The following is a 25,242-nucleotide window of genomic DNA, read 5'->3' on the forward strand; positions in this document are numbered from 1 at the left end:
CGGGTGGATATGACCATGACCCCCCGTGTCGTGCGCCCGGTGGCGCTGCTGCTTTCGATCGCCTTTGCGGCATCATCCCTGACCGCGCAGGACAACGCGCAGCGGCAGCCGCCGGCGGCCTCGCAGACGAGGGTGCCTCCGGTAGCGCCAGCGCCCCCGCAGACGATCAAGCCGGTGCCCGTACCGCAATCGCTGCAAGGCGACGACGAGGTGCCGTGGCTCTACGAAGGCAGCAACGTGCCGGTCGATCGCGAATGGAAATTCGGCGAGCTCGACAATGGCCTGCGCTATGCCGTGCGGCGCAACGGCGTCCCGCCGGAACAGGTGTCGATCCGGATCCGTATCGATGCCGGATCGCTGCACGAACGCGACGAGGAACGCGGCTTCGCCCACCTTCTCGAACATTTGCTCTTCCGCGAAAGCAAGTATCTGGGGCAGGCCCAGGCCATCCCCACCTGGCAGCGCCTGGGCGCCAGCTTCGGGAACGATACCAACGCCGTCACCAGCCCGACCAGCACGGTCTACCAGCTCGACCTGCCCGGCGCGACGCCGGCCAAGCTCGACGAAAGCTTCCGCCTGCTCTCCGGCATGGTCCGCGAACCGGTGCTGAGCGATGCCAATGTCCGCACCGAAGTGCCCATCGTGCTGGCCGAGAAGCGCGAATCGGGCGGCGCGGCGGAACGCGTAGCCGATGCCACCCGGTCGACCCTGTTCGCCGGGCAAAGGCTGGCCGACCGCTCGCCGATCGGGACCGAGGCGACGCTCAATGCGGCGACCGGGGCAGCACTCGCCGATTTCCACCGTCGCTGGTACCGGCCGGAAAAGACCGTCATCGCCATCGCCGGCGATGCCGACCCCCTGGTGCTGGCAGGTCTCGTCGAGAAGTATTTCGGCGACTGGAAGGGCAAGGGCAAGGGCGATAGCGAGCCACCCTTCGGCGATCCCGTCGCGCCTGCCGGGGCGACCGGAGATCCGGCCATCGGCGAGACCGCGGTGCTGGTCGAACCCGACCTGCCGCGCACCTTCCGCTATGCCGTGATGCGTCCGTGGCGCCCGGTCGAGGATACCATCGTCTATAACGAAGGCCTGTTGATGGACGGGCTGGCGATATCGCTCATCAACCGCCGCCTCGAATCGCGCGCAAGGGCGGGGGGCAGCTATCTCTACGCCCAGGTCGAACAGGAGGATGTCAGCCGGTCATCCGATGTCACTTTCGTGGGCTTTGCGCCGCTGACCGAGGACTGGCGCAGCGCCTTGCGCGATGTGCGCGGAGTCATCGCCGACGCGCTTGCCAATCCGCCGACCACTGAGGAACTCGAGCGCGAGATCGCCGAGTTCGACGTCGCTTTCGTGGCATCGGTGCAGGAAGCGCCGGTCGCACCCGGCGGGCAGCTGGCGGACAATATCGTCAATGCGGTGGACATCCGCGAGACGACAGCCTCGCCGCAGGTCGTGCTGGACGTGTTCCGCGGGATGCGCGCCAAGGTGACGCCGGACGCAATCCTCGCGCGCACCAGGGCCCTGTTCGAAGGCGATGTCGTTCGCTCGGTCTACCTGACGCCCGCGACGGGAGAAGCCGACATCGCCGCGATCGGCGCGGCACTGGCCGAACCTGCCGTGGCCGACGGCAGTGCCCGGCTCGCGGCAAGGGCCGTCTCGTTCGAGGAACAGCCGGCGATCGGCACCCCCGGACGGGTGGTCGCCGAAGGCTCGCTCGGGCTGCTCGGGATCGAGGCTATTGCGCTCGACAACGGTGTCCGGGTCCAGCTCTGGCCGAACGATGCCGAACCGGGGCGGGTTGCCGTCAAGGTCCGGTTCGGCAGCGGCTGGCGGGCCTTCACGCCGGAAACGGCGGTCTATGCCACCCTTGGCCAGAGCGCCCTGATCGGGTCGGGCCTCGGCGACCTCGACCAGGAAGAACTCGACCGCATCGCGACCGGACGCAAGCTCGGTTTCGATTTCGGCATCCAGGACACGGTATTCACCTTCGATGCCCAGACCCGCGGCGAGGATCTGGCCGACCAGCTCTACCTGTTCGCTGCGAAGCTGGGGATGCCGCGCTGGGATCCGAACCCGGTTATCCGCGCGCAGGCTGCGGCGCGGCTGGCCTACGAGGCCTATTCGACCAGTCCGGGCGGCCTGCTGGAACGGGACCTCAAGTTCCTGATGGCCGACAAGGATCCGCGCTTCGCCACGCCTGATCCGGCAGCGGTCTCTGCGGCGACCCCGGATGGCTTCCGTGCGGTGTGGGAACCGCTGTTGCAGCAGGGCCCGATCGAAGTGATGATATACGGCGAATTCGACCGGGCTCAGGCGATCGAGGCGCTGAAGAAAACCTTCGGCGCCCTGCCTGCGCGCCAGCCGATACCTCCGGCTGCCGCGACGCTGGCCACCGGTTTCCCGGCACCGGGAGAGACGACCGTCCTTGCCCACAGGGGTGATGCCAACCAGGCCGCAGCGGTTATCGCATGGCCCACCGGGGGCGGCGTCGAGGACATCCGCACCTCGCGCCAGCTCGAAATCCTCTCGCGCCTGTTCAGCAACCGGCTGTTCGATTCCCTGCGCGAAAAGGCGGGGGCGAGCTATGCGCCCTATGTCACCAACGAATGGCCGCTCGACATGGCGCAGGGCGGCAAGATCACCGCGCTGGCGCAGGTCAGCCCCGATGTCGTGCCGACCTTCTTTGCCGAGGCAGAGGCCATTGCCGCCGATCTTGCGGCAACTCCGCCCAGCGCTGACGAACTGGCGCGCACGATCGAACCGCTGCGGCAATTGCTCAACCGTGCCTCCACCGGCAACGGCTTCTGGATGTACCAGCTGGAAGGCGCGACCTACGATCCGCGCCGGGTCGCCGTGATCCGCAGCCTCCTGGCCGACTATACCGAAGCGACGCCGGCGGATATCCAGGCACTGGCCAAGCGATTCCTCGCGGCGCGGCCCGGCTATCGGCTGGCGGTCATTCCCGAAGGGCAGGAACTCGCCCGCGGCGGCGTGCCGGCGGCGCAGGGGATGGAAGCGAGCGCCGGTCGCTAGGCCCGGCCAGAGACGGACCTTGGGCGCGGCCAAGCTTAAATGTGCTTGGCACCGCGACCGGTGAGGCCGTAACGGGGCTGCCGTGATGGCAAACGACGTAGGAAGCATGGCGCGCAACTGGACACCCGATAGCTGGAAAGGCTTCGAGGCACGGCACCTGCCGGCCTATGAAGACGCCGCCGCGCTGGCCGCGGCCGAGAGAACGCTGTCCAACTACCCGCCGCTGGTCTTTGCGGGCGAGGCCCGTGCGCTCAAGCGCGACCTGGCCGAAGTGGCGGAGGGACGCGCCTTCCTTCTCCAAGGCGGCGACTGCGCGGAAAGCTTCGCCGAATTCCACCCCAACAACATCCGCGACACCTTCCGCGTCATCCTCCAGATGGCGGTGGTGCTGACCTTCGCCGGCAAGCTGCCGGTGGTGAAGGTCGGGCGCATGGCGGGCCAGTTCGCCAAGCCGCGCAGTTCGGACACCGAAACTCAGGACGGGGTGACCCTGCCGAGTTACTTCGGCGACAACGTCAACGGCATCGAGTTTGACCCGGCGATGCGCCGCAACGATCCCGAACGGATGGTGAAGGCCTATTCGCAGGCCGCCGCGACGCTCAACCTGCTGCGCGCCTTCGCCGGGGGCGGCTACGCCAACCTGCGGCAGGTCCACCAGTGGACGCTCGACTTCATGGGCCGCAGCCCCTGGGCCGACAAGTTTGCGGCGCTCAGCGACCGGATCAGCGAAGCGCTCGATTTCATGGAAGCCTGCGGGGTCGATCCCGCCACCGTGCCGCAACTGCAGGGCACCAGCTTCTACACCAGCCACGAAGGCCTGCTGTTGCCGTACGAGCAGGCGCTGACGCGGCAGGATTCGCTCACCGGCGACTGGGTCGACACCAGCGGCCACATGATCTGGATCGGCGACCGCACCCGCTTCGAAGGCAGTGCGCATGTCGAATTCGCCCGCGGCATCATCAACCCGCTGGGGGTCAAGTGCGGCCCGAGCCTCGAGCCCGACGTGCTGTTGAAGCTGCTCGACGACCTGAACCCGGCGCGCGAGGCGGGGCGGATCACGCTCATCGCCCGATTCGGGCACGACAAGGTCGAGGCCGGCCTGCCGCGCCTGCTGCGCGCGGTGACCCGCGAAGGGCACCCGGTGGTGTGGAGCTGCGACCCGATGCACGGCAACGTGATCAAGGCGGACAGCGGCTACAAGACCCGCCCCTATGACCGGATCAAGGCCGAAGTGCGCAGCTTCTTCGACGTCCACCGCGCGGAAGGCACCCATGCGGGAGGCATCCACCTGGAGATGACGGGGCAGGACGTGACTGAATGCGTCGGCGGCGCGGTGGCGATTGCCGACGAAGATCTCGGTGACCGTTATCACACGCACTGCGACCCACGTCTCAATGCGGCGCAATCGATCGAGCTGGCCTTTGCGATCGCGGAAATGCTGCAGCTGGCGGCCAAGGGCAAGCAGGCCGACGCGGCCTGAGCCGGAACCAATTCGACCCTAAGCCTTTCTTATGTAACCGTTCGGGCGCATCATGCGGATTGGACGGGACTGGGGGGAGGCTCGCTTGGCTCCGCAAACGGCACAGCAACAGCATGAACCGGGCGAGACTCTCGCAGCGCGGTTCCGTGCTGCGAGGGCGCTGACCGAAGCGCTCGCCGCGCCGCTGAGCGAGGCCGACGCGACCATCCAGTCGATGGACGATGCCTCGCCCGCCAAATGGCATCTCGCCCATGTCACCTGGTTCTGGGAAACCTTCCTGTTGCGCGACCATGCGCCGGGCTATCGCCTGTTCGACGAAGGCTATCCCTTCCTGTTCAACAGCTATTACGAGGCCGAGGGGAAACGGCACGCCCGCGCCCGCCGGGGCATGATCACCCGGCCGTCGCTGGGCGAAGTGCTGGCGTATCGCGCGCATGTGACCGAGGCGATGGAAGCGCTGCTCGGGCGTGCGGATTTGCACGGGCTGATCGAACTGGGCATCGCGCACGAGCAGCAGCACCAGGAATTGTTGCTGACCGACATCAAGCACGCGCTTTTCCAGAACCCGCTCGGCCCGGCGATGTGGGACGGCAGCCCCGCGCCAGCTTCGGAGCGGATCCGCGAATGGCTGGCGCATCCCGGCGGCATCGCCATGATCGGCCACGACGAAACGGATGACAGTGCCGGTTTCGCCTTCGACAACGAAGGTCCCCGGCATCGGGTTTTGCTCGAACCGTTCGCACTCGCCGGCACGCTGGTAAGCAACGCCGAGTGGCAGGCCTTCATCGACGATGGCGGCTATCGCACCGCGTCGCTGTGGCTGTCGGACGGCTGGGCGTGGGTGCAGGCGAACGGTATCGCCGCACCCGATTACTGGCGCGAGGACGAGCATTTCACCCTGCAGGGCTGGAAGCCGCGCGACCCCGACGCGCCCGTGACGCATATCTCGTTCTACGAGGCCGATGCCTTTGCCAGCTGGGCCGGCGCGCGCCTTCCGACCGAATTCGAGTGGGAAGCCATCGCCCGGTCGCATGACCCCGCCGGAGGCAACCAGCTCGATGCCGCCGGTCCCGCCGCGCCGATCGGCTCTGCCAGCCTGTACGGCGACTGCTGGCAATTCACCCGCAGCGCCTATCTTCCCTATCCGCGCTATACCCCGCCGCCGGGCGCGGTGGGGGAATACAACGGCAAGTTCATGAGCGGCCAGGTGGTCCTGCGCGGGGCGAGCTGCGCCACGCCGCGCGGCCATTCGCGCGCCAGCTATCGCAATTTCTTCTACCCCCACCAGCGTTGGCAATTCACCGGCCTGCGCCTTGCAAAGGATCAGTGATGGCAACGCGCAACCAGCTGCGGCTCGTGGAACTGGACGATGAAGGCGTGAACAAGGCATTCCGGCTCGATGTCCTGGCGGGCCTTGCCGAGCCGCAAAAGGCGATCCCCGCGCGCTGGCTCTACGACGATGCCGGTTCGCAGCTCTTCGAGGACATTACCGGGCTGGAGGAATATTACCCGACCCGGGCGGAGACCGAGATCCTCAAGTCGCATGGTGCCGACTTCGCGCGGACGATCGGGGCCGGCCGTGCGGTGGTCGAATTCGGTAGCGGCTCGTCCGTCAAGACGCCGCTGCTGCTCAGCCAGATCGATCCGGCCGCCTATGTCCCGCTCGATATTGCGGGCGATTTCCTGCGCGCCTCGGCCGAGGAACTGAGCGCGGGCTTCCCCGGCCTGCCGGTCTATCCGGTCGAAGCGGATTTCATGCGCCGGGTCGAGCTGCCCGCCGAAGTCGGCGGCCTGCCCAAGCTGGGGTTCTTCCCGGGCTCGACGATCGGCAACATGGTGCCGCGGACGGCGGTCGACCTGCTGCGCTCGATGCGCGAGACGCTCGGCGACGATGCCCTGCTGCTGATCGGGATGGACCTGGTGAAGGACCGGGACGTGCTGGTCGCGGCCTATGACGATGCCCGGGGCGTGACGGCCGAGTTCAACCGCAACCTCGTCCGCCGGGTCAATCGCGAGCTTGGCGGCACCATCCCGGTCGACAACCTCCGCCACGAAGCGCGCTGGGACGACGATTTCGCCCGCATCGAAATGCACCTTGTGGCACAAAGCGACATCGCGTTCGAAGTCGCGGGGCGGCCCTTCGCCATGCGGGCCGGCGAATCGATCCATACGGAAAACAGCCACAAGTTCACGCGGCGCAGTGCCAACATGCTGCTCAACGCCGGCGGCTGGACCCCGGTCGAACGCTGGCTCGACAGCAGGGGCTTGTTCAGCCTGATCCTGGCGCGCGCGGCCCGGCAACGCAGCGCACCCTGACCTTCGGGCGTTCATGGAATTGCCAAGGGCGATGTCCTATATAGGGCCCGTGAACACCGACACTGTCATCGCCGCCTTTGCCGAAATCGTCGCTACGACGCCGCGAAGCACCTTGCTGATTGCCGCGCTGGCCGCTCTCGTGGTCGGCTGGGTCGGCAGCATGATGATCCGCCAGCGGATCCCGCTCGGCGGCCTGGTGCGCGGCCTCAGCACTCTTGCCCTTGTCGGTGTGCTGAGCACCGTTGTGCTGCAGTTTGCCCGCTTCGACCCGCGGTTCGACGTCGCGATGGCCGACATGGGCCTGCCGGAACAGGTGGTCGAAGGCCGCGAGACCCGCGTGCCGCTGTCGCCCGACGGGCATTACTGGCTGCGTGCCAGCGTCAACGGCACCGAAGCGCGTTTCATGGTCGACACGGGCGCAACGCTCACCACCATATCCACGGCCACCGCCCAGCGGGCCGGCGTGCTGCCGCGCGAAGGCCATCCGCCGATCCAGCTCAACACCGCCAACGGCACGATCGAGGCGCCGCTGGCCGTGATCGACGAACTGCGCTTCGGCAACGTCGCGGCGCGCGGGCTCGACACGGTGATCGCGCCCAACATCGGCGACATGAACGTGATCGGGATGAACCTGCTCAGCCGCCTGGCCGAATGGAAGGTGCAGCAAGGGGTGCTGGTGCTGGTGCCGAACAACCCGCAGCCAGAGACGACGTTCGCGGAATAGGGCTGGCCAGGAAAACTGGCTGGGGTGGCAGGATTCGAACCTGCGCATGGCGGTACCAAAAACCGCTGCCTTACCGCTTGGCTACACCCCAGCAAGGTGGCGCGCTCTATAGCGCGCCGCACCCCGTGGGCAAGGGCAAAGGTTCAAATATCCTTGCCCTCGAAGTCGCTGGCCGAATGGCGTTCGGGCAGCTTCCTGTTGTCGTCGCCCATGGCCCGGTTGACGATCTGTCCGCGGCGCACGCCGGGTCGCTGGGCGATCTCGTTCACCCAGCGCGCGACGTGGGTGTATTCGTCGATCGAGAGGAAGGTCCTGGCGTCGTTATAGGCGAGCCCCTTCACGAACAGCGCGAACCACGGGTAGGTGGCGATATCGGCGATCGTGTAGTCGTCGCCGCCCAGGTAGCGGCTTTCCGCCAGCCGCTTGTCGGCGACGTCGAACAGGCGCTTGGTTTCCATCGAATAGCGGTCGATGGCGTATTCGATCTTGATCGGGGCGTAGGCGTAGAAGTGGCCGAAGCCGCCGCCGATGAAGGGGGCGCTGCCGACCTGCCAGAACAGCCAGCTAAGCACCTCGGCGCGCGCCGCCGCGTCGGTCGGCAGGAAGGCGCCGAACTTTTCCGCCAGGTGCATCAGGATCGCGCCCGATTCGAAGATGCGGAACGGCGTCGGCCCGCTGCGATCCTCGAGCGCCGGGATCTTGGAGTTGGGATTGAGGCCGACGAAGCCGCTGCCGAACTGGTCGCCTTCGCCGATGTTGATCAGCCAAGCATCGTATTCCGCGTCGCTGTGGCCGAGTTCGAGCAGTTCTTCGAACATGATCGTCGCCTTCACCCCGTTGGGCGTGCCGAGCGAATAGAGCTGGAAGGGATGCTCGCCCACCGGCAACGGCCTGTCCGACTGCGCACCTGCGGTCGGCCGGTTGATGGCGGCGAAGCGCCCGCCCGATTCCTTGTTCCAGCTCCAGACGGCGGGCGGGGTGTATTCGGTATCGGACATGCGCAGCGGCTCCTCTGTTGTCAGGCGTCCAGTTGGGCAGATTGTCGCCCTGCGGCAAGGCGCGTGGCAGGCAGCTTTGCTTTCAGGTCTAGTCAGCCATCTTGACCGCCAATCGCAAGCTGCGCCGGAACCGGCAGCCGACATCGGTGGTTGGCGGAATATGGCAACGCAACCCTCGCACCTCATCTATGTCGACGACAGCCTTCCGGGCATAACCCGCAAGCGCGCGGGCAAGGGCTGGTCCTATTACGATCCGAAGGGCAAGCTCATTGCTGATCGGGCCGAGCGGGCCCGGCTCAACGCCATCGCCCTGCCGCCGGCCTATCGCGATGCGTGGTTCTGCCCGGCGGACAACGGCCATATCCTTGCCACCGGTTATGACGACAAGAGGCGCAAGCAGTACCGCTATCACCCCGATTTCCGCAACGCGCGCGAAAGCGAGAAGTTCGACGGCTGCCTCGCCTTCGGCAATCTGTTGCCGCTGGTTCGCAAGCGGGTCGAGGAGGACCTCGCCGAACGCAAGCTGACGCGCGAACGCGCCATTGCCAGCGTGGTACGCCTGCTGGATCTGGGCGCGGTGCGCGTCGGCAACGAAGGCTATGCGCAGGCGAACGAGAGCTTCGGTGCGACCACGCTGCGCCAGCGCCATGCCGAGGTCACGGGGCACACGCTGCGCCTGCGCTACAAGGGCAAGGCGGGCAAGCTGCAGGAAGTGACGGTGACCGATGCCAGCCTCGCCCGGGTGGTACGGCGGATGCAGGACCTGCCCGGACAGCACGTGTTCCAGTATCTCGATGCCGCGGGCGAATTGCAGGCGGTCGGATCGAGCGACGTCAACGAGTACCTCCGCGAGACGATGGGCGAGGATTTCACTGCCAAGAATTTCCGCACTTGGCATGCGAGCGTCATGGGACTGACCTGCCTGCATGAGGCGGAGGACAAGGTGCCGCTGAAATACATGCTGGAATGCGTCTCGCAGAAGCTCGGCAACACGCCGGCGATTGCGCGCAAAAGCTATATCCACCCCGCCGTGATTGCCCTGGTCGAGGATCAGGCAAACTGGCGGGAAAACACCACTCTGCCGCGCGCCACCCGCTGGCTGACGCGCGAGGAACGTGCGCTGCTGGACTTGCTGGAGGAGGCCCCGGCGGCGCAAGAACTGCTTGCAGCCTAGTATCCTTTAAGGATACCAAGGCTCATGCATAAAGCCGGCCAGAAAATCCGCGCGTGGCGCGAAGCCCATGATCCGCCCCTTTCCGCCGAGGAATTCGGCGAACGGTACGGCGCGCCCGAGCCGTGGGCCAGCCGGACGGTCTACGGATGGGAGGCGAAGGGCAAGATCGCCCGTCCGCCGGTGCAGAAACGTTTGGCAGAGATGGGTATCTGCGAACCGGCCGACTGGGTCGAGCCGGTGCGGGATACCGGGGATACCGGCAAGACGACGGACTCCGCGCAAGGGTTCTACGACATGCACCGCCATGGCTTCGTCCGGGTGGCGACCAGCACGCCGCAACTGCGCACGGCCGATGTCGCCTTCAACCTCGAAGGCACGCTGGCCGAAGCACGCAAGGCGCATGGCAGCCACGTCGACTTGCTGCTCTATCCCGAACTCGGCCTCAGCGCCTACGCCATCGACGATCTGCACTTGCAGCAGGCGCTGCTCGATGCGGTCGAGCGGGCGGTGGGCGCGCTGGTGGAGGCGAGCCGCGATCTGACACCGGTGCTGGTGGTCGGCGCGCCGCTGCGCCGCAATGGCAAGCTCTACAATTGCGCGCTGGCGATTGCAGGCGGGCGACTGCTGGGGGTGGTGCCCAAGAGTTTCCTTCCCAATTACCGCGAATATTACGAGAAGCGCTGGTTCGCCCATGGCCGCGGCTGCACGGGGCTGGAGATCGAGGTTGCGGGCGACACAGTCCCCTTCGGCACCGACCTCGTCTTTGCCGCCGACAACCTGAAGGGCTTCACCTTCGGGATCGAGATCTGCGAGGATTACTGGTCGCCGCACCCGCCCGGCATCATGGCTGCGCTCGCCGGGGCGACGATCGTGCTCAACCTAAGCGCCTCGAACATCGCCGTCGGCAAGTCGGACGAGCGGCACCTGCTCGCCCGTGCCTCCTCCGCGCGCGGCATTTGCGCCTATGCCTACTCGGCCAGCGGGCACGGCGAAAGCACGACCGACCTCGCGTGGGACGGGCAGGGCATGATCTACGAGGTGGGCGATTTGCTGGTCGAAAGCGCCCGCTTCGATCTGGAAGCCGAACTCTGCATCAGCGATATCGATACCCAGCGTATCCTTGCAGAGCGCATCCGCAACGGCACCTTCGCCGATGCGGCCGAGCATGAGGGGCGACCCGAGAACAGCTACCGCAGCGTCCGTTTCACCCATTCAGTCGCCGCCGGCGACATCGGCCTTGTCCGCCCGGTCGCGCGCTTCCCCTTCGTCCCCAACCGCCAGCACCGGCTGGACGAGGATTGCTACGAGGCGTTCAACATCCAGGTCGATGCGCTGATGCGTCGGATCGAGGCGACGAAACCGCAGAGCCTCGTCATCGGCATTTCGGGCGGGCTCGACAGCACTCACGCGCTGATCGTCGCGGCCAAGGCGTGCGACCGGCTTGGGATGCCGCGCACGGCCATTCGCGGCTACACCATGCCCGGCTTTGCGACCTCCGAGGGCACCAAGTCCAACGCGTGGAAGCTGATGCGTGCGATGGAGATCACAGGCGAAGAAATCGACATCCGCCCGACCGCGAGGACTATGCTGGAAAACATCGGCCACGCCTTCGCGGACGGAGAGCCGGTTTACGACACGACCTTCGAAAACGTGCAGGCGGGCCTCAGGACCGACTACCTCTTCCGCCTCGCGGGGCAGCACAAGGGGTGGGTCGTCGGCACCGGCGACATGTCCGAACTGGCGCTTGGCTGGTGCACCTATGGCGTGGGCGACCACATGAGCCACTACGGCGTCAACAGCGGGGTGCCCAAGACGCTGATCCAGTACCTCATCCGCTGGGCCGTCCAGACCGGGCAGTTCTCCGACGAGGCGGGCGCTGTCTTGAGTGCCATCCTCGACCAGGAAATCTCGCCCGAACTGGTCCCGCCCGGGGCCGACGGCGCGATTCAGAGCACCGAGAGCATCATCGGGCCTTACGAGCTCAACGACTTCTTCCTCCACCATATCATCCGCTACGGCCAGTCGCCCAGCAAGGTCGCGTTCCTCGCATGGCATGCGTGGAAGGATGCTGAGGCCGGGCTGTGGCCGGCGGGGTTTCCGGAAGAGGCGAAGGGGCACTACACGCTCGCCACCATCCGCCACTGGCTGGAGAAGTTCCTGTGGCGCTTCTTCCAGTTCAGCCAGTTCAAGCGCAGCGCGCTGCCCAACGGACCCAAGGTCAGCGCCGGCGGCGCGCTCAGCCCCCGCGGCGACTGGCGCGCACCCAGCGACGCTGTCGCCGAACTGTGGCTGGCGGAACTGCGCGAAAACGTGCCGGAAGTGTAATGTCAGCCGCCCGTGGCCTGTTCAAGCCAAGGCTTCGGAGCGGCAGATGGAACCCAGCACGGCTCCAGGCTCGAAGCGAAAGCGGCTGCCCACCCCCCGGCGTTTTCCGGCTTGATCTGGCCGTAATAACGGGTGTGAGCAAGGTACTCGCTGCGGTAGTCGAAAGTGATCTTGTCGGCATGCAGCACGAGAGACAGCTCGCCCACGGCTGGATCGTTGAAGAAGGAGACATTCTTCCGCGCGAGATGATCGAGAGCACTCCGGCATGCGCCGATATCGGCTTCCAGCCATTCCAATCCATAGCCGTCGAGCGCGGCAACCAGCTGGTCGTCATCGGTCGGATTCTGCTTGGCCAATGCCGCGAACAGCTTCGCTCCGCGCCAGCGTGGCCGCTCCGTCTCACCATCTCCAGGAGAACGGACCATGCGGGCGACCATACGCTTGCCACATGTCTTGCGAGCGTCCCCCGTATCTCTGCTCGTGCAACCCTTGCGCACTGCGATAGAGTAGACCGGGTACCCGTAGTCGTCGCCGGAATAGATGATAGACATATAAGGGGGCTGGGCCGATCCACCATCGAAAAACCGTCCTGGGTCGAAGGCGATTTGTCGGGTTCGTTCACGGTAGTCGTAGGCGACGGCCGGTTCTTCCGCCGACAGGCTTCCGGCTGAAGCAATGGCTACTACGACCAGAACTGCACTGGTAGTAATCGCGACCCGCATGACCTTGCTCCCTTTTTCGCAGCTGTCCGGATAACGCGTGCAAATGAACCAATTATGGCAACAGGGCCGCGAGGGATGGTTTCTTCCTGAAGACAGGTTACGCGGAGAGGGAAAAGCCAGATGAACCCCGCCAGTTTCGCGATCATCATGGCCTGCAATGTCGTTTGGGCGCTGAATGTCGTCGTCAGCAAGTGGGCGGTGGACGATTACGGCGTCCCGCCGCTGTTCTATGCCGCGCTGAGGTCGGTCATGGTCGCGGCGGCGCTGGTACCGTTCCTGCGGCGGGTGCCGGGCGATATCGTGCGCGTGCTGCTGGTGGGCCTCGCCATCAGCGGCGGATCGTTCGGGCTGATGTTCGTCGGCTTGCAAAGCGCCAGCCCGTCGGCGGCGGGCGTCGTCAACCTCACCGGGGCGCCGCTGACCGTGCTGTTCGCGATCCTGATCCTCAAGGAAGAGGTCCGCTGGCGGCGGATGCTGGGGATGGCGCTGGCCTTCGGCGGAGTGCTGTTCGCCATGGCCTCGCCGGCCGGGATGGAGAGTGGCATCGGCCTGCTCTACCTGTTCGGCGAGGTCGTGGTCGGTGCGTTGGGCGCGGTGTTCTTCAAGCGGATCGAGATCGGCGCGGTGGAGATGCAGGCGTGGGCGGGCCTCGCCTCGATCGCTTTCCTGTTCCCGCTCTCGTTCGGACTGGAAAGCGGGCAGTTCGCCGCAGTGGCCGCCGCGCCATGGGAGGTGCTGGCCTGCGTTGCCTTTGCCGGCCTCGTGGTATCGGTCGGGGCACACTCGGCCTATTACCACCTGCTGCAGCGGCACGATGCCAATCTGCTGGTGCCGCTGACGCTGATGACGCCCTTGCTCACCATCGGCTTCGGCGCGTGGCTGACGGGTGACACGATCGGCCCGCGCCTGTTGATCGGGGCGGCGCTGGCGATCGCGGGGGTCGCGATTATCCTCCTCCGCCCGAGCCGGTCGCTGTTCAAGCCCTTGCTGGTGCGGGTGCGGTTCTGAGCCGCTTCAGTTGCAATTCAGCTTCTCCGTACGAATGACCTGCGAGGGAGAAAGTCGATGCGGGCAAGCGCAAGTGCAATCGTAATGGTGATGGCGGCATTGGCAGGTTGTGCCAGCTCGCCGGATGTCGGCATCTATGCATCAACTGCATTCAGCGCCGAAAGGCTAGAAGTTGCCCGGCAGGAACGGCAGTTGAAAGAGCAGATTTCCAGCGGGCGGGAGGCCGGTACGCTTTCCCGGAGCGAGGCCCGGGGCCTGAAGCGACAGGTCAGGTTGCTCGGCAACCTGGCGGACCGGTTCGACGAAGACGGGCTCTCGGACAGCGAGGCGAGCGAACTGGAAACCTTCAGCCGTGCCTTGCAGAGCCAGATCGATCTTGCCCGCTTCACCCGCAAGCCGGAGGCGAACGGCGGTCCGCAATAGCGGCGACCGATCACCTCCGGCATTTCTTCTGCGCCCGCACAAAGGGCGGTGCCGTTACGCGGCCAGACGCTCGACCTGTTCGTGGGCCGCGGCGATCTTCTCCTCCCCACCTTCGCCCATTATGCCGTCGGCATAGACCGTCTCGACGTCGTGGATGCCGAGGAAGCCGAGGAAGAAGGTCAGCCACGGGGTCATGAAGTCGGCCGCGCCGCCGACCGGCGTGCCGCCGCTGGCGATGGCGAGATAGGCCTTCTTGCCTTCGAGCAGGCCCTTGGGGCCTTCTGCCGTGTAAGCGAAGGTGGTGCCGGCACGGGCGACAAGGTCGGCCCAAGCCTTGACCGTGGCGGGCACCGAGAAATTGTAGATCGGCACGCCGAACACGATCACGTCGGCCGCCTTGAGTTCCTCGATCAGCGTGTCGCCGATCTTCGCGAGGCCGTGCTGTTCGTCGGTGCGGTCGGCATAGGGCGCGAGGTTCGCGGCGAAGCGGTCGGCATCGATGAAGGGCAGGTCGTTCTGCGCGAGATCGCGGACGGTGACGGTCGCGCCGTCGGCGGCGAGCCTTTCCACCAGCCTGTTCGACAGGCTGCGGGTTACGGACTGGTCGTCGCTGCGGATGCTGGCGGTGATGTGGAGGATATGGGTCATCGGAAGTCTCCTTGAAGGGATCGGGTGGCCCTGCCCCGCCGGGGGAGGGAGGGGGAGGATAAGCGGGGCAGGGCCGGGTGCAGCGCCGGGCGGCAGATCATGCCGCGTCGACGAGCACCAGTTCGCTGTCTTCGAGCGCCGTGATGGTGACGCTCGCCTGCCGGGTGATGGCGACCCCGTCGCGCGCCTTTGCCTCGACGTCTTCCACCTTCACGCGGCCTGTCGCCGGGACAAGGTAAAGATGCCGCGAGGGATCGGCCGGGGTGTAGGTCACGCTCTCGCCCGCCTTGACCGTCGCGCCGAGCACGCGGGCATCGGTGCGGATGCGGAGCGCGTCATCGTCATTGGCCGCGCCGCTGGCGAGGGCCACGAACTGCCCGCTGCGCTCGTCCTTGGGGAACTTGCGCGCGCCCCAGCTCGGTTCGCCGCCGCGCTCGGACGGGATGATCCACAGCTGAAACAGCGTGGTTTCCTCATCCTCGGCGTTCCATTCGGAGTGGCGCACGCCGTTGCCTGCGCTCATCACCTGCACGTCACCCGCTTCGGTGCGGCCTTCGTTGCCCATGCTGTCGCGGTGGGTGATGGCCCCGGTGCGGACATAGGTAATGATCTCCATGTCGTTGTGCGGGTGCGGCGGGAAGCCGGTGTTCGGCGCGATGGTGTCGTCGTTCCAGACGCGCAAGGCACCCCAGTTGACCCGTGCCGGATCGTGGTAGCCCGCAAACGAAAAGTGGTGGTGCGCATCGAGCCAGCCGTGGTTGGCAGCGCCGAGGCTTTCGAAGGGCCTGAGTTCGATCATTTCGTGTCTCCTCTGTTGAGGGTTCATTCCATTGACGCGGAGATAGGCCTTGGCGTTCCAATGGATAAGTGCGATAAATCACGGCAAGATGTTCAGGAAATCCGAACGATGAAAATCGGTGAGCCCAGCCTCGACCAGCTTCGCATCTTCCTCGCCGTGGCGGAGGAGGGCAGCTTCGGCGGCGCGGCGCGGCGGATGGGGCGGGCAATCTCCGCCATCAGCTACGGCGTGGCGCAGATGGAGGCGCAACTGGGGGTGACGCTCTTCGCCCGCGAAGGCTCGCGCAAGCCCGAGCTGACCGAGGCCGGGCTCGGGTTGCTGCCCGAAGCGCGAGCAATCGCCGACCGCAGCGACGCCCTGCTCGCCAAGACCCGCAGCCTGCATGCCGGGCTGGAAAGCGACGTCGGCCTGGTGGTCGACATCATGGTCCCGGGTGACGCGACCGCGCGGGTGCTGCGCGACTTCCGCCAGATGTTCCCGACCGTCGCTCTCGAACTGCAGGTCGAGGGGCTCGGGGCGGTCGCCGCCTGCCTGCTGGAGAACGAGGCGCAACTCGCCATCGGCGGCCCGGTGATCGGCGAGCACCCGCTGATCGAGCGGCAGGCCATCGGCGAGGTCGAACTGGTCCCTGTCGCCGCGCCCGATCATCCGCTGGCGCGACCAGGCGTAAAGCCGGGCGAGAGCCGCGAGCATCTGCAGCTGATCCTGACCGACCGTTCCTCGCTGACCGAGGGGCGCGATTTCTCCGTCCTCAGCCCCTTGCGCTGGAAGACCGGCGATATCGGGGCCAAGCACGCGCTGCTGCGCGAAGGGATCGGCTGGGGCAACATGCCCCGCCATATGGTGCGCGGTGATCTTGCGAGCGGCGCACTGGTGGAGCTCGACCTGCCGGAAAAGCCCGGCGCGCAATACACTCTCAGCGCAATGTGGCGGCGCGATGCGCGGCCCGGCCCGGCGACCAGCTGGCTGATCGATGCGTTTCGGGACCGGCTTGGGGAGTGCCCGGCTTAGCCGCGCCAGACGACCGGGGCATCCCCCGGCTTCCAAGGCGTGAACTTGTCCATAACGCCGAGGAACAGGTCCGAGTCGAGGTGGCCGTCGAGCCAGCGCTGCAGGTCCGGGATGGGCTGCGCATCGAACCAGTCGCGGTCGGTATTGGCGAACTGTCGGACGAAGGGGAACAGCGCGATATCGGCAAGGGTGCGCGCCTTGCCCATCAGCTGGTGGCGGCCCGCGAGGCGAAAGCTCAGGTCGCTCAGGATGGCGAGGCCTTCGCCGCGATGATCGGTGCGAGCATGGCCCGGCTCATCGGAATAGCGATCCGGGTATTTGTAGCGGTCGAGATGGTATTTGAAGGGTCCGTCGCACAGGCTGATGAGGGCGGGATCGTCGCCCCCGAGCCAGCCTTCCGGATCGTTTCGGTCCAGCGCCCAGCGCGTGATGGCGAGGCTTTCCTCGATCACTTCTCCGCCGGGGAGGAGCAGTACCGGCACGGTCCCCTTGGGCGAGGCGGCGAGCATCGCCTCTGGCTTGTCGGCCAGCTTGACCTCGCGCAGCTCGCAGCGTGTGCCGCTTATCCGCAGCGCCATCCGCGCGCGCATGGCATAGGGGCAGCGGCGGAAGCTGTAGAGGACCGGCAGGCCGGTCACGCGTCCCCGTCCCCCGCTGGAAACTCCGCACCCACATGGCTCTTGCCGCGCTGCCGGGCGAGTTCTTCCTGCCGCTGGCGCTCGGTGTAGCGGGCGCGCTGGGCCTCGTCGCGCTCGTCGATGCAGGCGGGGCAGCTGACGCCTTCCACATAGTCTGGCGATTGCTGCGCCTCGGGGCTGACCGGGCGGCGGCAGGCGCGGCACATCGCGTGGGTGCCCACTTCAAGCCCGTGTTTCACTGTCACCCGCTCGTCGAAGACGAAGCATTCGCCGTCCCACAGCGTCTGCTCCTCGGGCACCTCCTCGAGATATTTCAGGATGCCGCCCTTGAGGTGATAGACCTCCTCGATACCTTCGGAGCGCAGGAAGCTGGTCGATTTCTCGCAGCGGATACCGCCGGTGCAGAACATGGCGATCTTCTTGCCTTCCAGTTCCTCGCGGTGGGCGCGGAACCATTCGGGAAATTCGCGGAAGCTCTTCGTTTGCGGATCGAGCGCGCCGCGGAAGGTTCCGGCGGCGACCTCGTAATCGTTGCGGGTGTCGATGACGACGGTGTCAGGGTCGCTGATCAGCGCGTTCCAGTCATGCGGATCGACATAGTGGCCGACACTGAGCGTGGGGTCGATATCGGGCTCGCCCATGGTGACGATCTCGGCCTTCAGCCGCACCTTCATGCGATGGAAGGGCGGAGCTTCCGCATGGCTGAATTTGACTTCCAGCCCGGCGCATCCGGGCAGCTTGCGGATATGGCCGAGCACTGCGCCGATGCCATTGTGCGATCCCGCGATAGTCCCGTTGATCCCCTCGCGCGCGAGCAGCAGCGTGCCCTTGATCCCGGCCTCCTCGCACGCGGCCAGCAGCGGCCCCCGCAGCGCCGCCGGGTCCTCGAACCGCGTGAAGTGATAAAGCGCGGCGACGGTGATGGGGTGGTCAGTCGGCGACGCAGACATAGACTTCGCTCAGAACTAAACGCCGAGCTTTGCCTTCTGCGCCGTTTTCATCAAGTTCGAGGGTTCCCTCGGAAACGGGTCTGCCTATCTTGCGACATGCCTTCTTTGCCAGTTGCATAAGCCGCATTTGTGCGTTGGCATGGTCGATGGGACTGTCTGGGTTCCTGATTTCCGCAGAGACTTTGACCCGGCTTTCATCCAACCAGATGATGGGTTCCATTGCCGCAACTTGCCCGACGAGAAAGGCGAGCGGGATCAGGCTTGCAGTTGCTATCATACCTTCATCACCCAGCCATGCGTATCCGAAACCGTGCCGGTCTGGATACCGACCAGCTTTTCGCGCAGCTTGGCGGTGGTCTGGCCGATGCCGCCGGCGCCGATGGTGAACTCGCCGTCGGGCCCGGCGACCTTGCCGACCGCCGTCACCACCGCTGCGGTCCCGCAGGCCATGACTTCGACCAGCCGGCCGCTTTCCGCATCGGCGCGCCACTGGTCGATGGAATACATTTCCTCCGAGACGTTCAGCCCTTCCTCGCGCAGCAGGGTAATCAGGCTGTTGCGGGTGATCCCGGGCAGGATCGTGCCGGTAAGCGGCGGGGTGATGACGCGGCCGTCGTCGAACACGAAGAACAGGTTCATGCCGCCCAATTCCTCGACCCACTTGCGCTCCACCGCATCGAGGAACAGCACCTGGTCATGCCCCTTGGCAAAGGCCTGACCGGTGGGGACGAGGCTGGCGGCATAATTGCCGCCACACTTGGCCGCCCCGGTGCCGCCGGGCGCGGCGCGGGTGTAGTCCGAAATCCAGATGCTGACCGCCTTGGCGCCCGACTTGAAGTAATTGCCCGCCGGCGAAGCGATGACGATGAACTTGTACTTTTTCGCCGGGCGCACGCCGAGGAAAGCCTCGGTCGCGATCATGAAAGGCCGGAGATACAGCGAGCCGCCTTCGACGGTCGGGAACCAGTCCTTGTCGACTGCGAGCAATTGCCGGATCGCTTCGATGAACAGCTTTTCCGGCAGGTGCGGCATGGCCAGCCGGTCGGCGCTGGCGTTGAAACGAGCCGCATTGGCCTCGGGCCGGAACAGCGCGACACCGCCACCGGGCTGCTTGTAGGCCTTCAGCCCTTCGAAGATTTCCTGCGCATAGTGCAGCACCGCCGCTGCCGGATCGAGCGCGATCGGCCCGCGCGGGCCGACGACGCCATCCTGCCAGCCGCCCGCATCCTCGTCATAGTCGATGGTGACCATGTGATCGGAAAACAGCGTGCCGAAACCAGGGTCGGCCAGCCGCGCATCGCGCTCGTCTGCGGGCATCGGGGCAGGGTGGGGAAGCGTCGTAAAGTGCATCTGCGGGCGGATAGTATCCGGCAAGTTGCAGGGCAAGAGATGAAAGCTTGGGAGCTATGCACGGCGAACTAACGCGAATGCCGCCCCGATCGGCACCGGTGGAGGTGCCGCAAGGCCGGAAGCGAAGTCGAAGACGCAGCTGGCCAAAGGCCATCTGCAAGGCCGCCCGCAGCGGCCCGTAGCGAAGCGAAGGAATAGCCGCGAGGATGCACCTGCAGAGGCAGGTGCGTAACCCAACAAATGAGAAGGGCAGCGCCACCCTCGGGTGTGCTGCCCTTCGCATGGTCAGCGGCGGGAAGTGCCGCTCACGAAGCCTCTAAAGGTATTCTGCGATTACCTATAGTGCTCCGCGCGGAAACTTGCCGACCTCTCTGCTGAACCATGAGACATCGGATCACCTCCTTTCGCGCTTGTGAGCCAGACCCGCCGTTTCACCGGGGGCCGAGAACCGCGTGTGCCGCTGGCCTCGAGTGCAATTTGAGTCATGCACTCGTCGAAAACAAGCCTTGAAAAAAAGTTTTCCAGCGTCAGAATAGGTCGCCTTGGCCCGGTCGATCCGACCGGGCTTTTTCGTGCCTAGCGGCAATCCTCGATCACCCGCGTTACCTCGGCCCAGGCCGGCACGTAGAGCGTCGGCAGGCCCGCGGTTTCGACGGCGAACCGTCCCCGGGTCAGCGCCATGGCGTCGAGCAGGGGATCCGTTGCCCGCAGGGGTGCGATCAGCCAGTCGCTCCGGTCGGCGGCGGGCGATGCCGTGACGAGCCGTTCCGCCGTCTCGGTCAGCACGCGCATCGGCACGCCCTGGGTGGCGCTGCCCGGCCGGGCCAGCTGCACCTCGCGGCGCGACAGATTGCAGGCCAGCGCCAGCAGCGGCTGGCCGGCACCTGCGGCGAACTGCGCCACGCTCCCGGTCGAGGTCGCCTGGTAGCTCCAGTCGCCGGCGGTTTGCGGGGCGTCGATCCATTTGCCCGGATCGGCCGGCGGCGCCAGCGGCGCGGGGGCAGGGGCAGGGGCCGGTCGCTGGACCGGCGGCGGCAGGGGCTGCGGCGGCGGCGGGGAACAGCAGGCGAGAGCGAACGCGCCGGACAGGGCTAGAGCACGGGTAAAGGAAGGCCTTGGCATGGCCCCACCATGGCGGCTAACCGCCTGACAGTCCATGGCCAAGAAACTCCGCATCGATCAATTGCTCGTCGCCCGCAGCCTTGCGGAAAGCCGCACGCGCGCGCAGGCGCTGGTGATGGCGGGGATCGTCTATTCGGGCGGGACCCGGATCGCCAAGCCGGGCCAGCAGGTGGCGGAGGACGCACCGCTGGAGGTGCGCGGGCGCGACCATCCGTGGGTCAGCCGCGGCGGGTTGAAGCTCGCCCATGCGCTCGACCATTTCGGGCTCGACCCTGCGGGCGTGACGGCAATGGATGTCGGCAGCTCGACCGGCGGCTTCACCGATGTGCTGCTGGCCAGGGGCGCAGGCCATGTCATCGCGGTCGACAGCGGCACCAACCAGCTGGCCTGGAAACTGCGGCAGGACCCGCGCGTCACGGTGATGGAGCAGACCAGCGCGCGGGTGCTGACGCCGGAGATGATCCCGCAGCCCTATGGCTGGGTGGTGTGCGACGCCTCGTTCATCAGCCTCGCCAAGGTGCTGGAAGTGCCGCTCAGGCTTGCCGCGCCGGCGTGCCGCCTCGTCGCGCTTATCAAGCCGCAGTTCGAGGTCGGGCGCGAGGAAGTGGGCAAGGGCGGGGTGGTCCGCGATCCGGCGCTCCATGCCCGCGTGTGCGACGAGGTCCGCACCTGGCTGGAGCAGGATGGCTGGGATGTGCAGGGCATCGCCACCAGCCCGATCACCGGGCCGGAAGGCAATGTCGAGTTTCTCATTTCGGCACAGCGGGGCGCGTGATGCGGGCAAACGGGCCTTGGTCCGCTTGCTAACGCGGGCAACCCTCGGCAAACAACCGGCCGACGACCCTAGCGAGGATTCGCGCAGACGAGAGGGAAGATGAGCACGCTGGCTTCCAAGGCGCAGTTGCGCGCGAGTTTCCTGCGCTGGGCCCTGTTCGCGGTGCCGGCGGTCCTGCTGATATCGTTTCTCGTCCAGACCTTCACCCCGGGCGGCCCCGGCAGCGCATGGTATGATGCGCTGGTCACGCCTTCGTTCAATCCACCGCCCTATCTGTTCGGGATCGTCTGGCCGATCCTCTACGTCCTGATGGGGCTCGCCTTGGCGCTGGTGCTGTCGGCCTGGGGCGCGCGCGGCAGGACAGCTGCGATTGCTGCCTTCGCGCTGCAATTCGTCCTCAACCTCGCATGGAGCCCGGTGTTCTTCGCGTTCCGCCAGATCGACTGGGCGCTCTATGTCATCATCGCGCTCGATGTGCTGGTGGTGGTGACCATCGTTTTGTTCTGGCGGGTGAGGATTCTGGCCGGGCTGCTGCTGTTGCCCTACCTTGCGTGGATCCTGTTCGCGACGGCGCTCAATTTCGAATTCCTGCGCCTCAATCCCGATGCCAGCGGCAAGGCGAGCGACGAGGCGGCGCAAACCATCGAATTCTAGGAGGCTTGCGTTCCGCCCCCTGCGGGACCACATACGCGCCATGCAGAGCCAGAACCCGCTGATCGCCGATTTCGTCAAAATGGTGAACGGAGCCGCCGGCACCTTCGCCGGCATGGGCCGCGAGGCGCGCGAAAGCGCCCGCGAGCGGGTCCGCGAAGCGATGGGCGGGATCGACTTCGTAAGCCGCGAGGAATTCGATACGGTCAAGGCCATGGCCGCCAAGGCCCGCGACGAGAACGAAGCGCTGATGAAGCGCATCGAAGCGCTGGAAGCGAAGCTCAAAGCCTGACACAACCCCGCGCGGCATGAACCTGCGCGCCCCAGCCATCCTTCTCGCTGCCCGTCCGCATGGCGAGACGGCAGTGATTGCGCGCCTTCTGACCGAAGAGTTCGGGCTGGTCGCGGGCTACGTCGCGGGCGGGCGTGGACGGAATTTGCGCCCGGTGGTGATCCCCGGAAACCTCGTCGAGCTGGAACTGAGGGCTAGATCCGATAGCCAGCTTGCTTTCGCGAAGCTTGAACTCGTCGAGAGCCGCGGGCCGTGGCTGGGCGAACCTCTTCCCGCCGCGGCAATCCAGTGGGCGACCGCGCTGACTGCCAGCGCGCTACCTGAACGCAATCCCTATCCCAGCCTTTTCAGTGCTCTGGAAGCACTTCTTCATGCCGTATGTCAGGCACCCTCTGCGCGCGGTTGGGCTCCGGCCATGCTCGCCTACGAGGCACTGCTGCTGCGCGAACTGGGCTATGGCGGGGCCAAGCCCGACGCGGGCGAGTTACCCGAGGTTTTGTCGGCCATGGAAAAACTGGCTGACCCGCTACAGCGCTATTTGCTAGCCGACCGGCGCGGCGACACGCTCGCGGCGCGGGCGCTGTTGATCGAGCGTTTGCGCAAGATGGTCTGAAGGAACGGCATTACCCCCATGAGAATAGCGGTTTTTCCCGGCGACGGCATTGGCCCCGAAGTGACGACGCAAGCTGTGCGCGTGCTCGAGGCGCTGGGCCTGCCGGGAATGGTGCTGTTCGAAGGCGATGTCGGGGCGAGCGCATATCGCCGCCACGGCCACCCGCTGCCGCCCGAAACCCTGGCCATGGCCCGCGAGGCCGATGCGGTGCTGTTCGGCGCGGTCGGCGATCCTGCCTGCGACCACCTCGAACGTGCGCTGCGGCCGGAACAGGCGGTGCTGGGCCTGCGCGCCGAGCTGGGGCTTTTCGCCAATTTGCGCCCGGCGACGCTGTTTCCGGGGCTGGAGGAACATTCCGCACTCCGCCCCGAAGTCGCCCGCCAGATCGACCTGCTGATCGTGCGCGAACTCAATGGCGACGTCTATTTCGGCGACAAGGGCCAGCGCTCCACCGCCAGCGGAGAGCGCGAGGGATGGGACATGATGTCCTACACCGAAAGCGAAGTGCGCCGCATCGCCCACACCGCCTTCCGCGCCGCCCAGGGCCGCAAGGGCAAGCTGACCAGCGTCGACAAGGCCAATGTGCTGGAAACCAGCCAGCTGTGGCGCGACGTGGTGATCGAGGTGGCGTCGGATTACCCGGATGTCACACTCGACCACCTTTACGTCGACAACGCCGCAATGCAGCTGGTGCGCGCGCCCGGACAGTTCGACGTGATCGTCACCGGCAATTTGTTCGGTGACATATTGTCCGACCAGGCGAGCATGTGCGTCGGCTCGATCGGGCTGCTGCCGTCCGCCTCGCTGGGCGAGCGGCAGACCGCGCATGGCACCTTCGGCCTCTACGAACCTATCCACGGCAGCGCGCCCGACATTGCCGGGCAGGGCAAGGCCAACCCGCTGGCGGCGATCCTGTCAGCCGCCATGATGCTGCGCCACAGCTTCGGGCTCGAGGAGGCCGCCGCCCGCATCGAGGCCGCCGTCGGCGCGACTGTCCGCGACGCCATACTCGGCGGTGATCTGGGAGGGACTGCCAGCACCAAGGAAGTGGGTGACGCGGTGCTCGCCCGCCTTTAGAGGCGCGGGCACATGCTCGACCTCGCCATCATCCTGCCGACGCTGAACGAGCGCGACAATATCGCGCCGCTTGTCGAACGGCTCCACGCGGCGCTCACCGGCCTCGAATGGGAAGCGATTTTCGTCGATGACGACAGCGCCGACGGCACCGCCGATGCCGCGCGCGCACTGGCGCTGGCTGATCCGCGCATCAGGGTGATCCAGCGCATCGGGCGGCGCGGACTCGCCAGCGCGGTGATCGAAGGCGCCTGCGCGACCGCCGCGCCCGTGATCGCGGTCATGGACGCCGACCACCAGCACGACCCCGCGCTCTTGCCGCAGATGCTGGAGAGGCTGCGCAGCGGCGAGGCCGAGCTAATCGTCGCCAGCCGCTTCGCCGAAGGGGGCAGCGCTGCCGGGCTGGCCGATGCGCGGCGCGAGCGTGGATCGCAGTTCGCCAACCGATTGGCGCGCAGGCTGACCGGGATCGAGCTCAGCGATCCGATGAGCGGCTATTTCATGCTCGAGACCGCGCGGGTTCGCGCGCTCGCCCCCAGGCTCGCCGGGATCGGCTTCAAGATCCTGCTCGATATCCTCGCCGCCTCGCCCGAGCCCCTCAGGGTGGCCGAGGTTCCGCTACGCTTCGCCGAGCGGCGTGCGGGGACAAGCAAGCTCGACCGCGCGGTGGCGTTCGAATTCCTCGTCGGGCTGTACGAACGCTATCTCGGCCAGATCATCCCCACCCGCTTCGCCCTGTTCGCCACCGTCGGCGGGCTCGGCGTGATGGTGCATATGCTGGTGCTGGCGCTGCTCTATCCCGGCGTCACCACGACCTTCTGGAAAGCGCAGGCCATCGCCACCTTCGCCGCCATGAGCTTCAACTTCTGGCTCAACAACTGGCTGACCTATCGCGACCAGCGGCTGGAAGGCGCGGGCAGGGTGCTCGCCGGCTGGGCCGGGTTCTGCCTTACCTGCGCGATCGGCGCGATCGCCAATGTCGCGCTGGCGACGTGGCTGCAGGGCATCGGCGTGTCCTGGGCGCTCGCGGCTCTGGCCGGGATCGTCGTGGGGGCGGTATGGAACTACGCGCTGTCGAGCCGCTTTGTCTGGGGGCGTTTCTGATCCTTCCCGATG

The 25,242-nt window shown here is 66.4% G+C and carries 25 protein-coding genes and 1 tRNA gene; 16 read left to right on the top strand and 10 right to left on the bottom strand.

Annotated features, from left to right (window positions below; translation table 11 throughout):
* Nucleotides 1-9: 9 nt before the first annotated feature.
* From WAB17_RS09815 to WAB17_RS09835, 5 genes are all read left to right on the top strand, one after another.
* Nucleotides 10-3,033 (top strand): M16 family metallopeptidase, encoded by a 3,024-nt coding sequence (locus tag WAB17_RS09815; protein WP_435417176.1) that lies wholly within the window; start codon nucleotides 10-12, stop codon nucleotides 3,031-3,033.
* Between the two features lie 106 nt (nucleotides 3,034-3,139).
* Nucleotides 3,140-4,513 (top strand): class II 3-deoxy-7-phosphoheptulonate synthase, encoded by a 1,374-nt coding sequence (locus WAB17_RS09820; RefSeq protein ID WP_435419370.1) that lies wholly within the window; start codon nucleotides 3,140-3,142, stop codon nucleotides 4,511-4,513.
* An 85-nt stretch (nucleotides 4,514-4,598) separates the two neighbouring features.
* Nucleotides 4,599-5,843, top strand: coding sequence for an ergothioneine biosynthesis protein EgtB (egtB, locus tag WAB17_RS09825; protein WP_435417177.1), 1,245 nt, complete (start codon nucleotides 4,599-4,601; stop codon nucleotides 5,841-5,843).
* The gene (gene egtD, locus WAB17_RS09830; RefSeq protein ID WP_435417178.1) at nucleotides 5,843-6,829 is read left to right on the top strand and encodes an L-histidine N(alpha)-methyltransferase; all 987 of its coding nucleotides are present in this window, start codon (nucleotides 5,843-5,845) and stop codon (nucleotides 6,827-6,829) included. Before egtB ends, egtD begins: the two co-directional genes overlap by 1 nt.
* Before the next feature lie 49 nt (nucleotides 6,830-6,878).
* Nucleotides 6,879-7,553, top strand: coding sequence for a retropepsin-like aspartic protease family protein (locus WAB17_RS09835; RefSeq protein WP_435417179.1), 675 nt, complete (start codon nucleotides 6,879-6,881; stop codon nucleotides 7,551-7,553).
* 16 nt (nucleotides 7,554-7,569) lie between these two features.
* On the opposite strand, the gene WAB17_RS09840 is transcribed toward WAB17_RS09835, so the two are convergent.
* Together WAB17_RS09840 and yghU are read right to left on the bottom strand one after the other, a co-directional pair.
* Nucleotides 7,570-7,644 (bottom strand) — tRNA-Gln (locus WAB17_RS09840).
* A gap of 52 nt (nucleotides 7,645-7,696) precedes the next feature.
* A complete protein-coding gene (yghU, locus tag WAB17_RS09845) occupies nucleotides 7,697-8,551 on the bottom strand; it encodes a glutathione-dependent disulfide-bond oxidoreductase (RefSeq protein WP_435417180.1) in 855 nt (284 codons plus the stop codon).
* Nucleotides 8,552-8,711: 160 nt separating this feature from the next.
* On the opposite strand from yghU, the gene WAB17_RS09850 reads away from it, so the two are divergent.
* Complete coding sequence (locus WAB17_RS09850; protein ID WP_435417181.1) at nucleotides 8,712-9,725, top strand: DNA topoisomerase IB; 1,014 nt, start codon at nucleotides 8,712-8,714, stop codon at nucleotides 9,723-9,725.
* A gap of 294 nt (nucleotides 9,726-10,019) precedes the next feature.
* Nucleotides 10,020-12,050: an NAD(+) synthase gene (locus WAB17_RS09855; protein WP_435419371.1), complete on the top strand. Its 2,031-nt coding sequence runs from the start codon at nucleotides 10,020-10,022 to the stop codon at nucleotides 12,048-12,050.
* A 2-nt stretch (nucleotides 12,051-12,052) separates the two neighbouring features.
* Here the strand turns inward: WAB17_RS09855 and WAB17_RS09860 are convergent, their stop codons facing one another.
* Complete coding sequence (locus tag WAB17_RS09860) at nucleotides 12,053-12,772, bottom strand: hypothetical protein (RefSeq protein ID WP_435417182.1); 720 nt, start codon at nucleotides 12,770-12,772, stop codon at nucleotides 12,053-12,055.
* A gap of 120 nt (nucleotides 12,773-12,892) precedes the next feature.
* Between WAB17_RS09860 and WAB17_RS09865 the strand changes: the two genes are divergently transcribed.
* Complete coding sequence (locus WAB17_RS09865) at nucleotides 12,893-13,780, top strand: DMT family transporter (RefSeq protein WP_435417183.1); 888 nt, start codon at nucleotides 12,893-12,895, stop codon at nucleotides 13,778-13,780.
* A 57-nt stretch (nucleotides 13,781-13,837) separates the two neighbouring features.
* Nucleotides 13,838-14,203, top strand: coding sequence for a hypothetical protein (locus tag WAB17_RS09870; RefSeq protein ID WP_435417184.1), 366 nt, complete (start codon nucleotides 13,838-13,840; stop codon nucleotides 14,201-14,203).
* A gap of 54 nt (nucleotides 14,204-14,257) precedes the next feature.
* Here the strand turns inward: WAB17_RS09870 and WAB17_RS09875 are convergent, their stop codons facing one another.
* Entirely contained in the window at nucleotides 14,258-14,851 is a 594-nt protein-coding gene (locus WAB17_RS09875; RefSeq protein WP_435417185.1) for an FMN-dependent NADH-azoreductase, read from the bottom strand.
* A gap of 97 nt (nucleotides 14,852-14,948) precedes the next feature.
* On the bottom strand, nucleotides 14,949-15,650 hold the full coding sequence (locus WAB17_RS09880) for a pirin family protein (protein ID WP_435417186.1): 702 nt from the start codon (nucleotides 15,648-15,650) through the stop codon (nucleotides 14,949-14,951).
* 108 nt (nucleotides 15,651-15,758) lie between these two features.
* Between WAB17_RS09880 and WAB17_RS09885 the strand changes: the two genes are divergently transcribed.
* A complete protein-coding gene (locus tag WAB17_RS09885) occupies nucleotides 15,759-16,661 on the top strand; it encodes a LysR family transcriptional regulator (protein WP_435417187.1) in 903 nt (300 codons plus the stop codon).
* On the opposite strand, the gene WAB17_RS09890 is transcribed toward WAB17_RS09885, so the two are convergent.
* The 5 genes from WAB17_RS09890 to WAB17_RS09910 form a co-directional block, all read right to left on the bottom strand.
* Nucleotides 16,658-17,299, bottom strand: coding sequence for a glutathione S-transferase (locus WAB17_RS09890; RefSeq protein WP_435417188.1), 642 nt, complete (start codon nucleotides 17,297-17,299; stop codon nucleotides 16,658-16,660). The genes WAB17_RS09885 and WAB17_RS09890 overlap by 4 nt on opposite strands.
* Nucleotides 17,296-18,249: a rhodanese-related sulfurtransferase gene (locus tag WAB17_RS09895; protein WP_435417189.1), complete on the bottom strand. Its 954-nt coding sequence runs from the start codon at nucleotides 18,247-18,249 to the stop codon at nucleotides 17,296-17,298. The genes WAB17_RS09890 and WAB17_RS09895 overlap by 4 nt, the downstream gene beginning before the upstream one ends.
* Nucleotides 18,230-18,526 carry a hypothetical protein gene (locus WAB17_RS09900; protein ID WP_435417190.1) on the bottom strand — a complete coding sequence of 99 codons (297 nt, stop codon included), beginning with the start codon at nucleotides 18,524-18,526 and terminating at the stop codon, nucleotides 18,230-18,232. Before WAB17_RS09900 ends, WAB17_RS09895 begins: the two co-directional genes overlap by 20 nt.
* Entirely contained in the window at nucleotides 18,523-19,599 is a 1,077-nt protein-coding gene (locus WAB17_RS09905; RefSeq protein ID WP_435417191.1) for a branched-chain amino acid aminotransferase, read from the bottom strand. Before WAB17_RS09905 ends, WAB17_RS09900 begins: the two co-directional genes overlap by 4 nt.
* A gap of 576 nt (nucleotides 19,600-20,175) precedes the next feature.
* Entirely contained in the window at nucleotides 20,176-20,721 is a 546-nt protein-coding gene (locus tag WAB17_RS09910) for a hypothetical protein (protein WP_435417192.1), read from the bottom strand.
* Between the two features lie 34 nt (nucleotides 20,722-20,755).
* On the opposite strand from WAB17_RS09910, the gene WAB17_RS09915 reads away from it, so the two are divergent.
* From WAB17_RS09915 to WAB17_RS09940, 6 genes are all read left to right on the top strand, one after another.
* Nucleotides 20,756-21,496, top strand: a complete 741-nt coding sequence (locus tag WAB17_RS09915) for a TlyA family RNA methyltransferase (RefSeq protein WP_435417193.1) — start codon at nucleotides 20,756-20,758, stop codon at nucleotides 21,494-21,496.
* A 99-nt stretch (nucleotides 21,497-21,595) separates the two neighbouring features.
* A complete protein-coding gene (locus WAB17_RS09920) occupies nucleotides 21,596-22,150 on the top strand; it encodes a TspO/MBR family protein (RefSeq protein WP_435417194.1) in 555 nt (184 codons plus the stop codon).
* A 40-nt stretch (nucleotides 22,151-22,190) separates the two neighbouring features.
* Nucleotides 22,191-22,439 carry an accessory factor UbiK family protein gene (locus WAB17_RS09925; protein WP_435417195.1) on the top strand — a complete coding sequence of 83 codons (249 nt, stop codon included), beginning with the start codon at nucleotides 22,191-22,193 and terminating at the stop codon, nucleotides 22,437-22,439.
* 16 nt (nucleotides 22,440-22,455) lie between these two features.
* Nucleotides 22,456-23,052, top strand: a complete 597-nt coding sequence (gene recO, locus WAB17_RS09930) for a DNA repair protein RecO (protein WP_435417196.1) — start codon at nucleotides 22,456-22,458, stop codon at nucleotides 23,050-23,052.
* An 18-nt stretch (nucleotides 23,053-23,070) separates the two neighbouring features.
* Nucleotides 23,071-24,129 carry a 3-isopropylmalate dehydrogenase gene (leuB, locus tag WAB17_RS09935; RefSeq protein WP_435417197.1) on the top strand — a complete coding sequence of 353 codons (1,059 nt, stop codon included), beginning with the start codon at nucleotides 23,071-23,073 and terminating at the stop codon, nucleotides 24,127-24,129.
* Nucleotides 24,130-24,141: 12 nt separating this feature from the next.
* Nucleotides 24,142-25,230, top strand: coding sequence for a glycosyltransferase family 2 protein (locus WAB17_RS09940; protein WP_435417198.1), 1,089 nt, complete (start codon nucleotides 24,142-24,144; stop codon nucleotides 25,228-25,230).
* The last annotated feature ends 12 nt before the right edge of the window (nucleotides 25,231-25,242 follow it).

Source organism: Parerythrobacter aurantius (assembly GCF_045291475.1).
In the GTDB taxonomy this organism is placed as follows: domain Bacteria; phylum Pseudomonadota; class Alphaproteobacteria; order Sphingomonadales; family Sphingomonadaceae; genus Parerythrobacter; species Parerythrobacter aurantius.

What these genes read in the sequence shown, in the direction of transcription:
- WAB17_RS09815 (WP_435417176.1), top strand. Translation starts at nt 10, where the DNA reads ATGACCATGACCCCCCGTGTCGTGCGCCCGGTGGCGCTGCTGCTTTCG.
- WAB17_RS09820 (WP_435419370.1), top strand. Translation starts at nt 3,140, where the DNA reads ATGGCGCGCAACTGGACACCCGATAGCTGGAAAGGCTTCGAGGCACGG.
- egtD (WP_435417178.1), top strand. Translation starts at nt 5,843, where the DNA reads ATGGCAACGCGCAACCAGCTGCGGCTCGTGGAACTGGACGATGAAGGC.
- yghU (WP_435417180.1), bottom strand. Translation starts at nt 8,551, where the DNA reads ATGTCCGATACCGAATACACCCCGCCCGCCGTCTGGAGCTGGAACAAG.
- WAB17_RS09850 (WP_435417181.1), top strand. Translation starts at nt 8,712, where the DNA reads ATGGCAACGCAACCCTCGCACCTCATCTATGTCGACGACAGCCTTCCG.
- WAB17_RS09855 (WP_435419371.1), top strand. Translation starts at nt 10,020, where the DNA reads ATGCACCGCCATGGCTTCGTCCGGGTGGCGACCAGCACGCCGCAACTG.
- WAB17_RS09860 (WP_435417182.1), bottom strand. Translation starts at nt 12,772, where the DNA reads ATGCGGGTCGCGATTACTACCAGTGCAGTTCTGGTCGTAGTAGCCATT.
- WAB17_RS09865 (WP_435417183.1), top strand. Translation starts at nt 12,893, where the DNA reads ATGAACCCCGCCAGTTTCGCGATCATCATGGCCTGCAATGTCGTTTGG.
- WAB17_RS09870 (WP_435417184.1), top strand. Translation starts at nt 13,838, where the DNA reads ATGCGGGCAAGCGCAAGTGCAATCGTAATGGTGATGGCGGCATTGGCA.
- WAB17_RS09875 (WP_435417185.1), bottom strand. Translation starts at nt 14,851, where the DNA reads ATGACCCATATCCTCCACATCACCGCCAGCATCCGCAGCGACGACCAG.
- WAB17_RS09880 (WP_435417186.1), bottom strand. Translation starts at nt 15,650, where the DNA reads ATGATCGAACTCAGGCCCTTCGAAAGCCTCGGCGCTGCCAACCACGGC.
- WAB17_RS09885 (WP_435417187.1), top strand. Translation starts at nt 15,759, where the DNA reads ATGAAAATCGGTGAGCCCAGCCTCGACCAGCTTCGCATCTTCCTCGCC.
- WAB17_RS09895 (WP_435417189.1), bottom strand. Translation starts at nt 18,249, where the DNA reads ATGTCTGCGTCGCCGACTGACCACCCCATCACCGTCGCCGCGCTTTAT.
- WAB17_RS09900 (WP_435417190.1), bottom strand. Translation starts at nt 18,526, where the DNA reads ATGATAGCAACTGCAAGCCTGATCCCGCTCGCCTTTCTCGTCGGGCAA.
- WAB17_RS09905 (WP_435417191.1), bottom strand. Translation starts at nt 19,599, where the DNA reads ATGCACTTTACGACGCTTCCCCACCCTGCCCCGATGCCCGCAGACGAG.
- WAB17_RS09910 (WP_435417192.1), bottom strand. Translation starts at nt 20,721, where the DNA reads ATGCCAAGGCCTTCCTTTACCCGTGCTCTAGCCCTGTCCGGCGCGTTC.
- WAB17_RS09915 (WP_435417193.1), top strand. Translation starts at nt 20,756, where the DNA reads ATGGCCAAGAAACTCCGCATCGATCAATTGCTCGTCGCCCGCAGCCTT.
- WAB17_RS09920 (WP_435417194.1), top strand. Translation starts at nt 21,596, where the DNA reads ATGAGCACGCTGGCTTCCAAGGCGCAGTTGCGCGCGAGTTTCCTGCGC.
- WAB17_RS09925 (WP_435417195.1), top strand. Translation starts at nt 22,191, where the DNA reads ATGCAGAGCCAGAACCCGCTGATCGCCGATTTCGTCAAAATGGTGAAC.
- recO (WP_435417196.1), top strand. Translation starts at nt 22,456, where the DNA reads ATGAACCTGCGCGCCCCAGCCATCCTTCTCGCTGCCCGTCCGCATGGC.
- leuB (WP_435417197.1), top strand. Translation starts at nt 23,071, where the DNA reads ATGAGAATAGCGGTTTTTCCCGGCGACGGCATTGGCCCCGAAGTGACG.
- WAB17_RS09940 (WP_435417198.1), top strand. Translation starts at nt 24,142, where the DNA reads ATGCTCGACCTCGCCATCATCCTGCCGACGCTGAACGAGCGCGACAAT.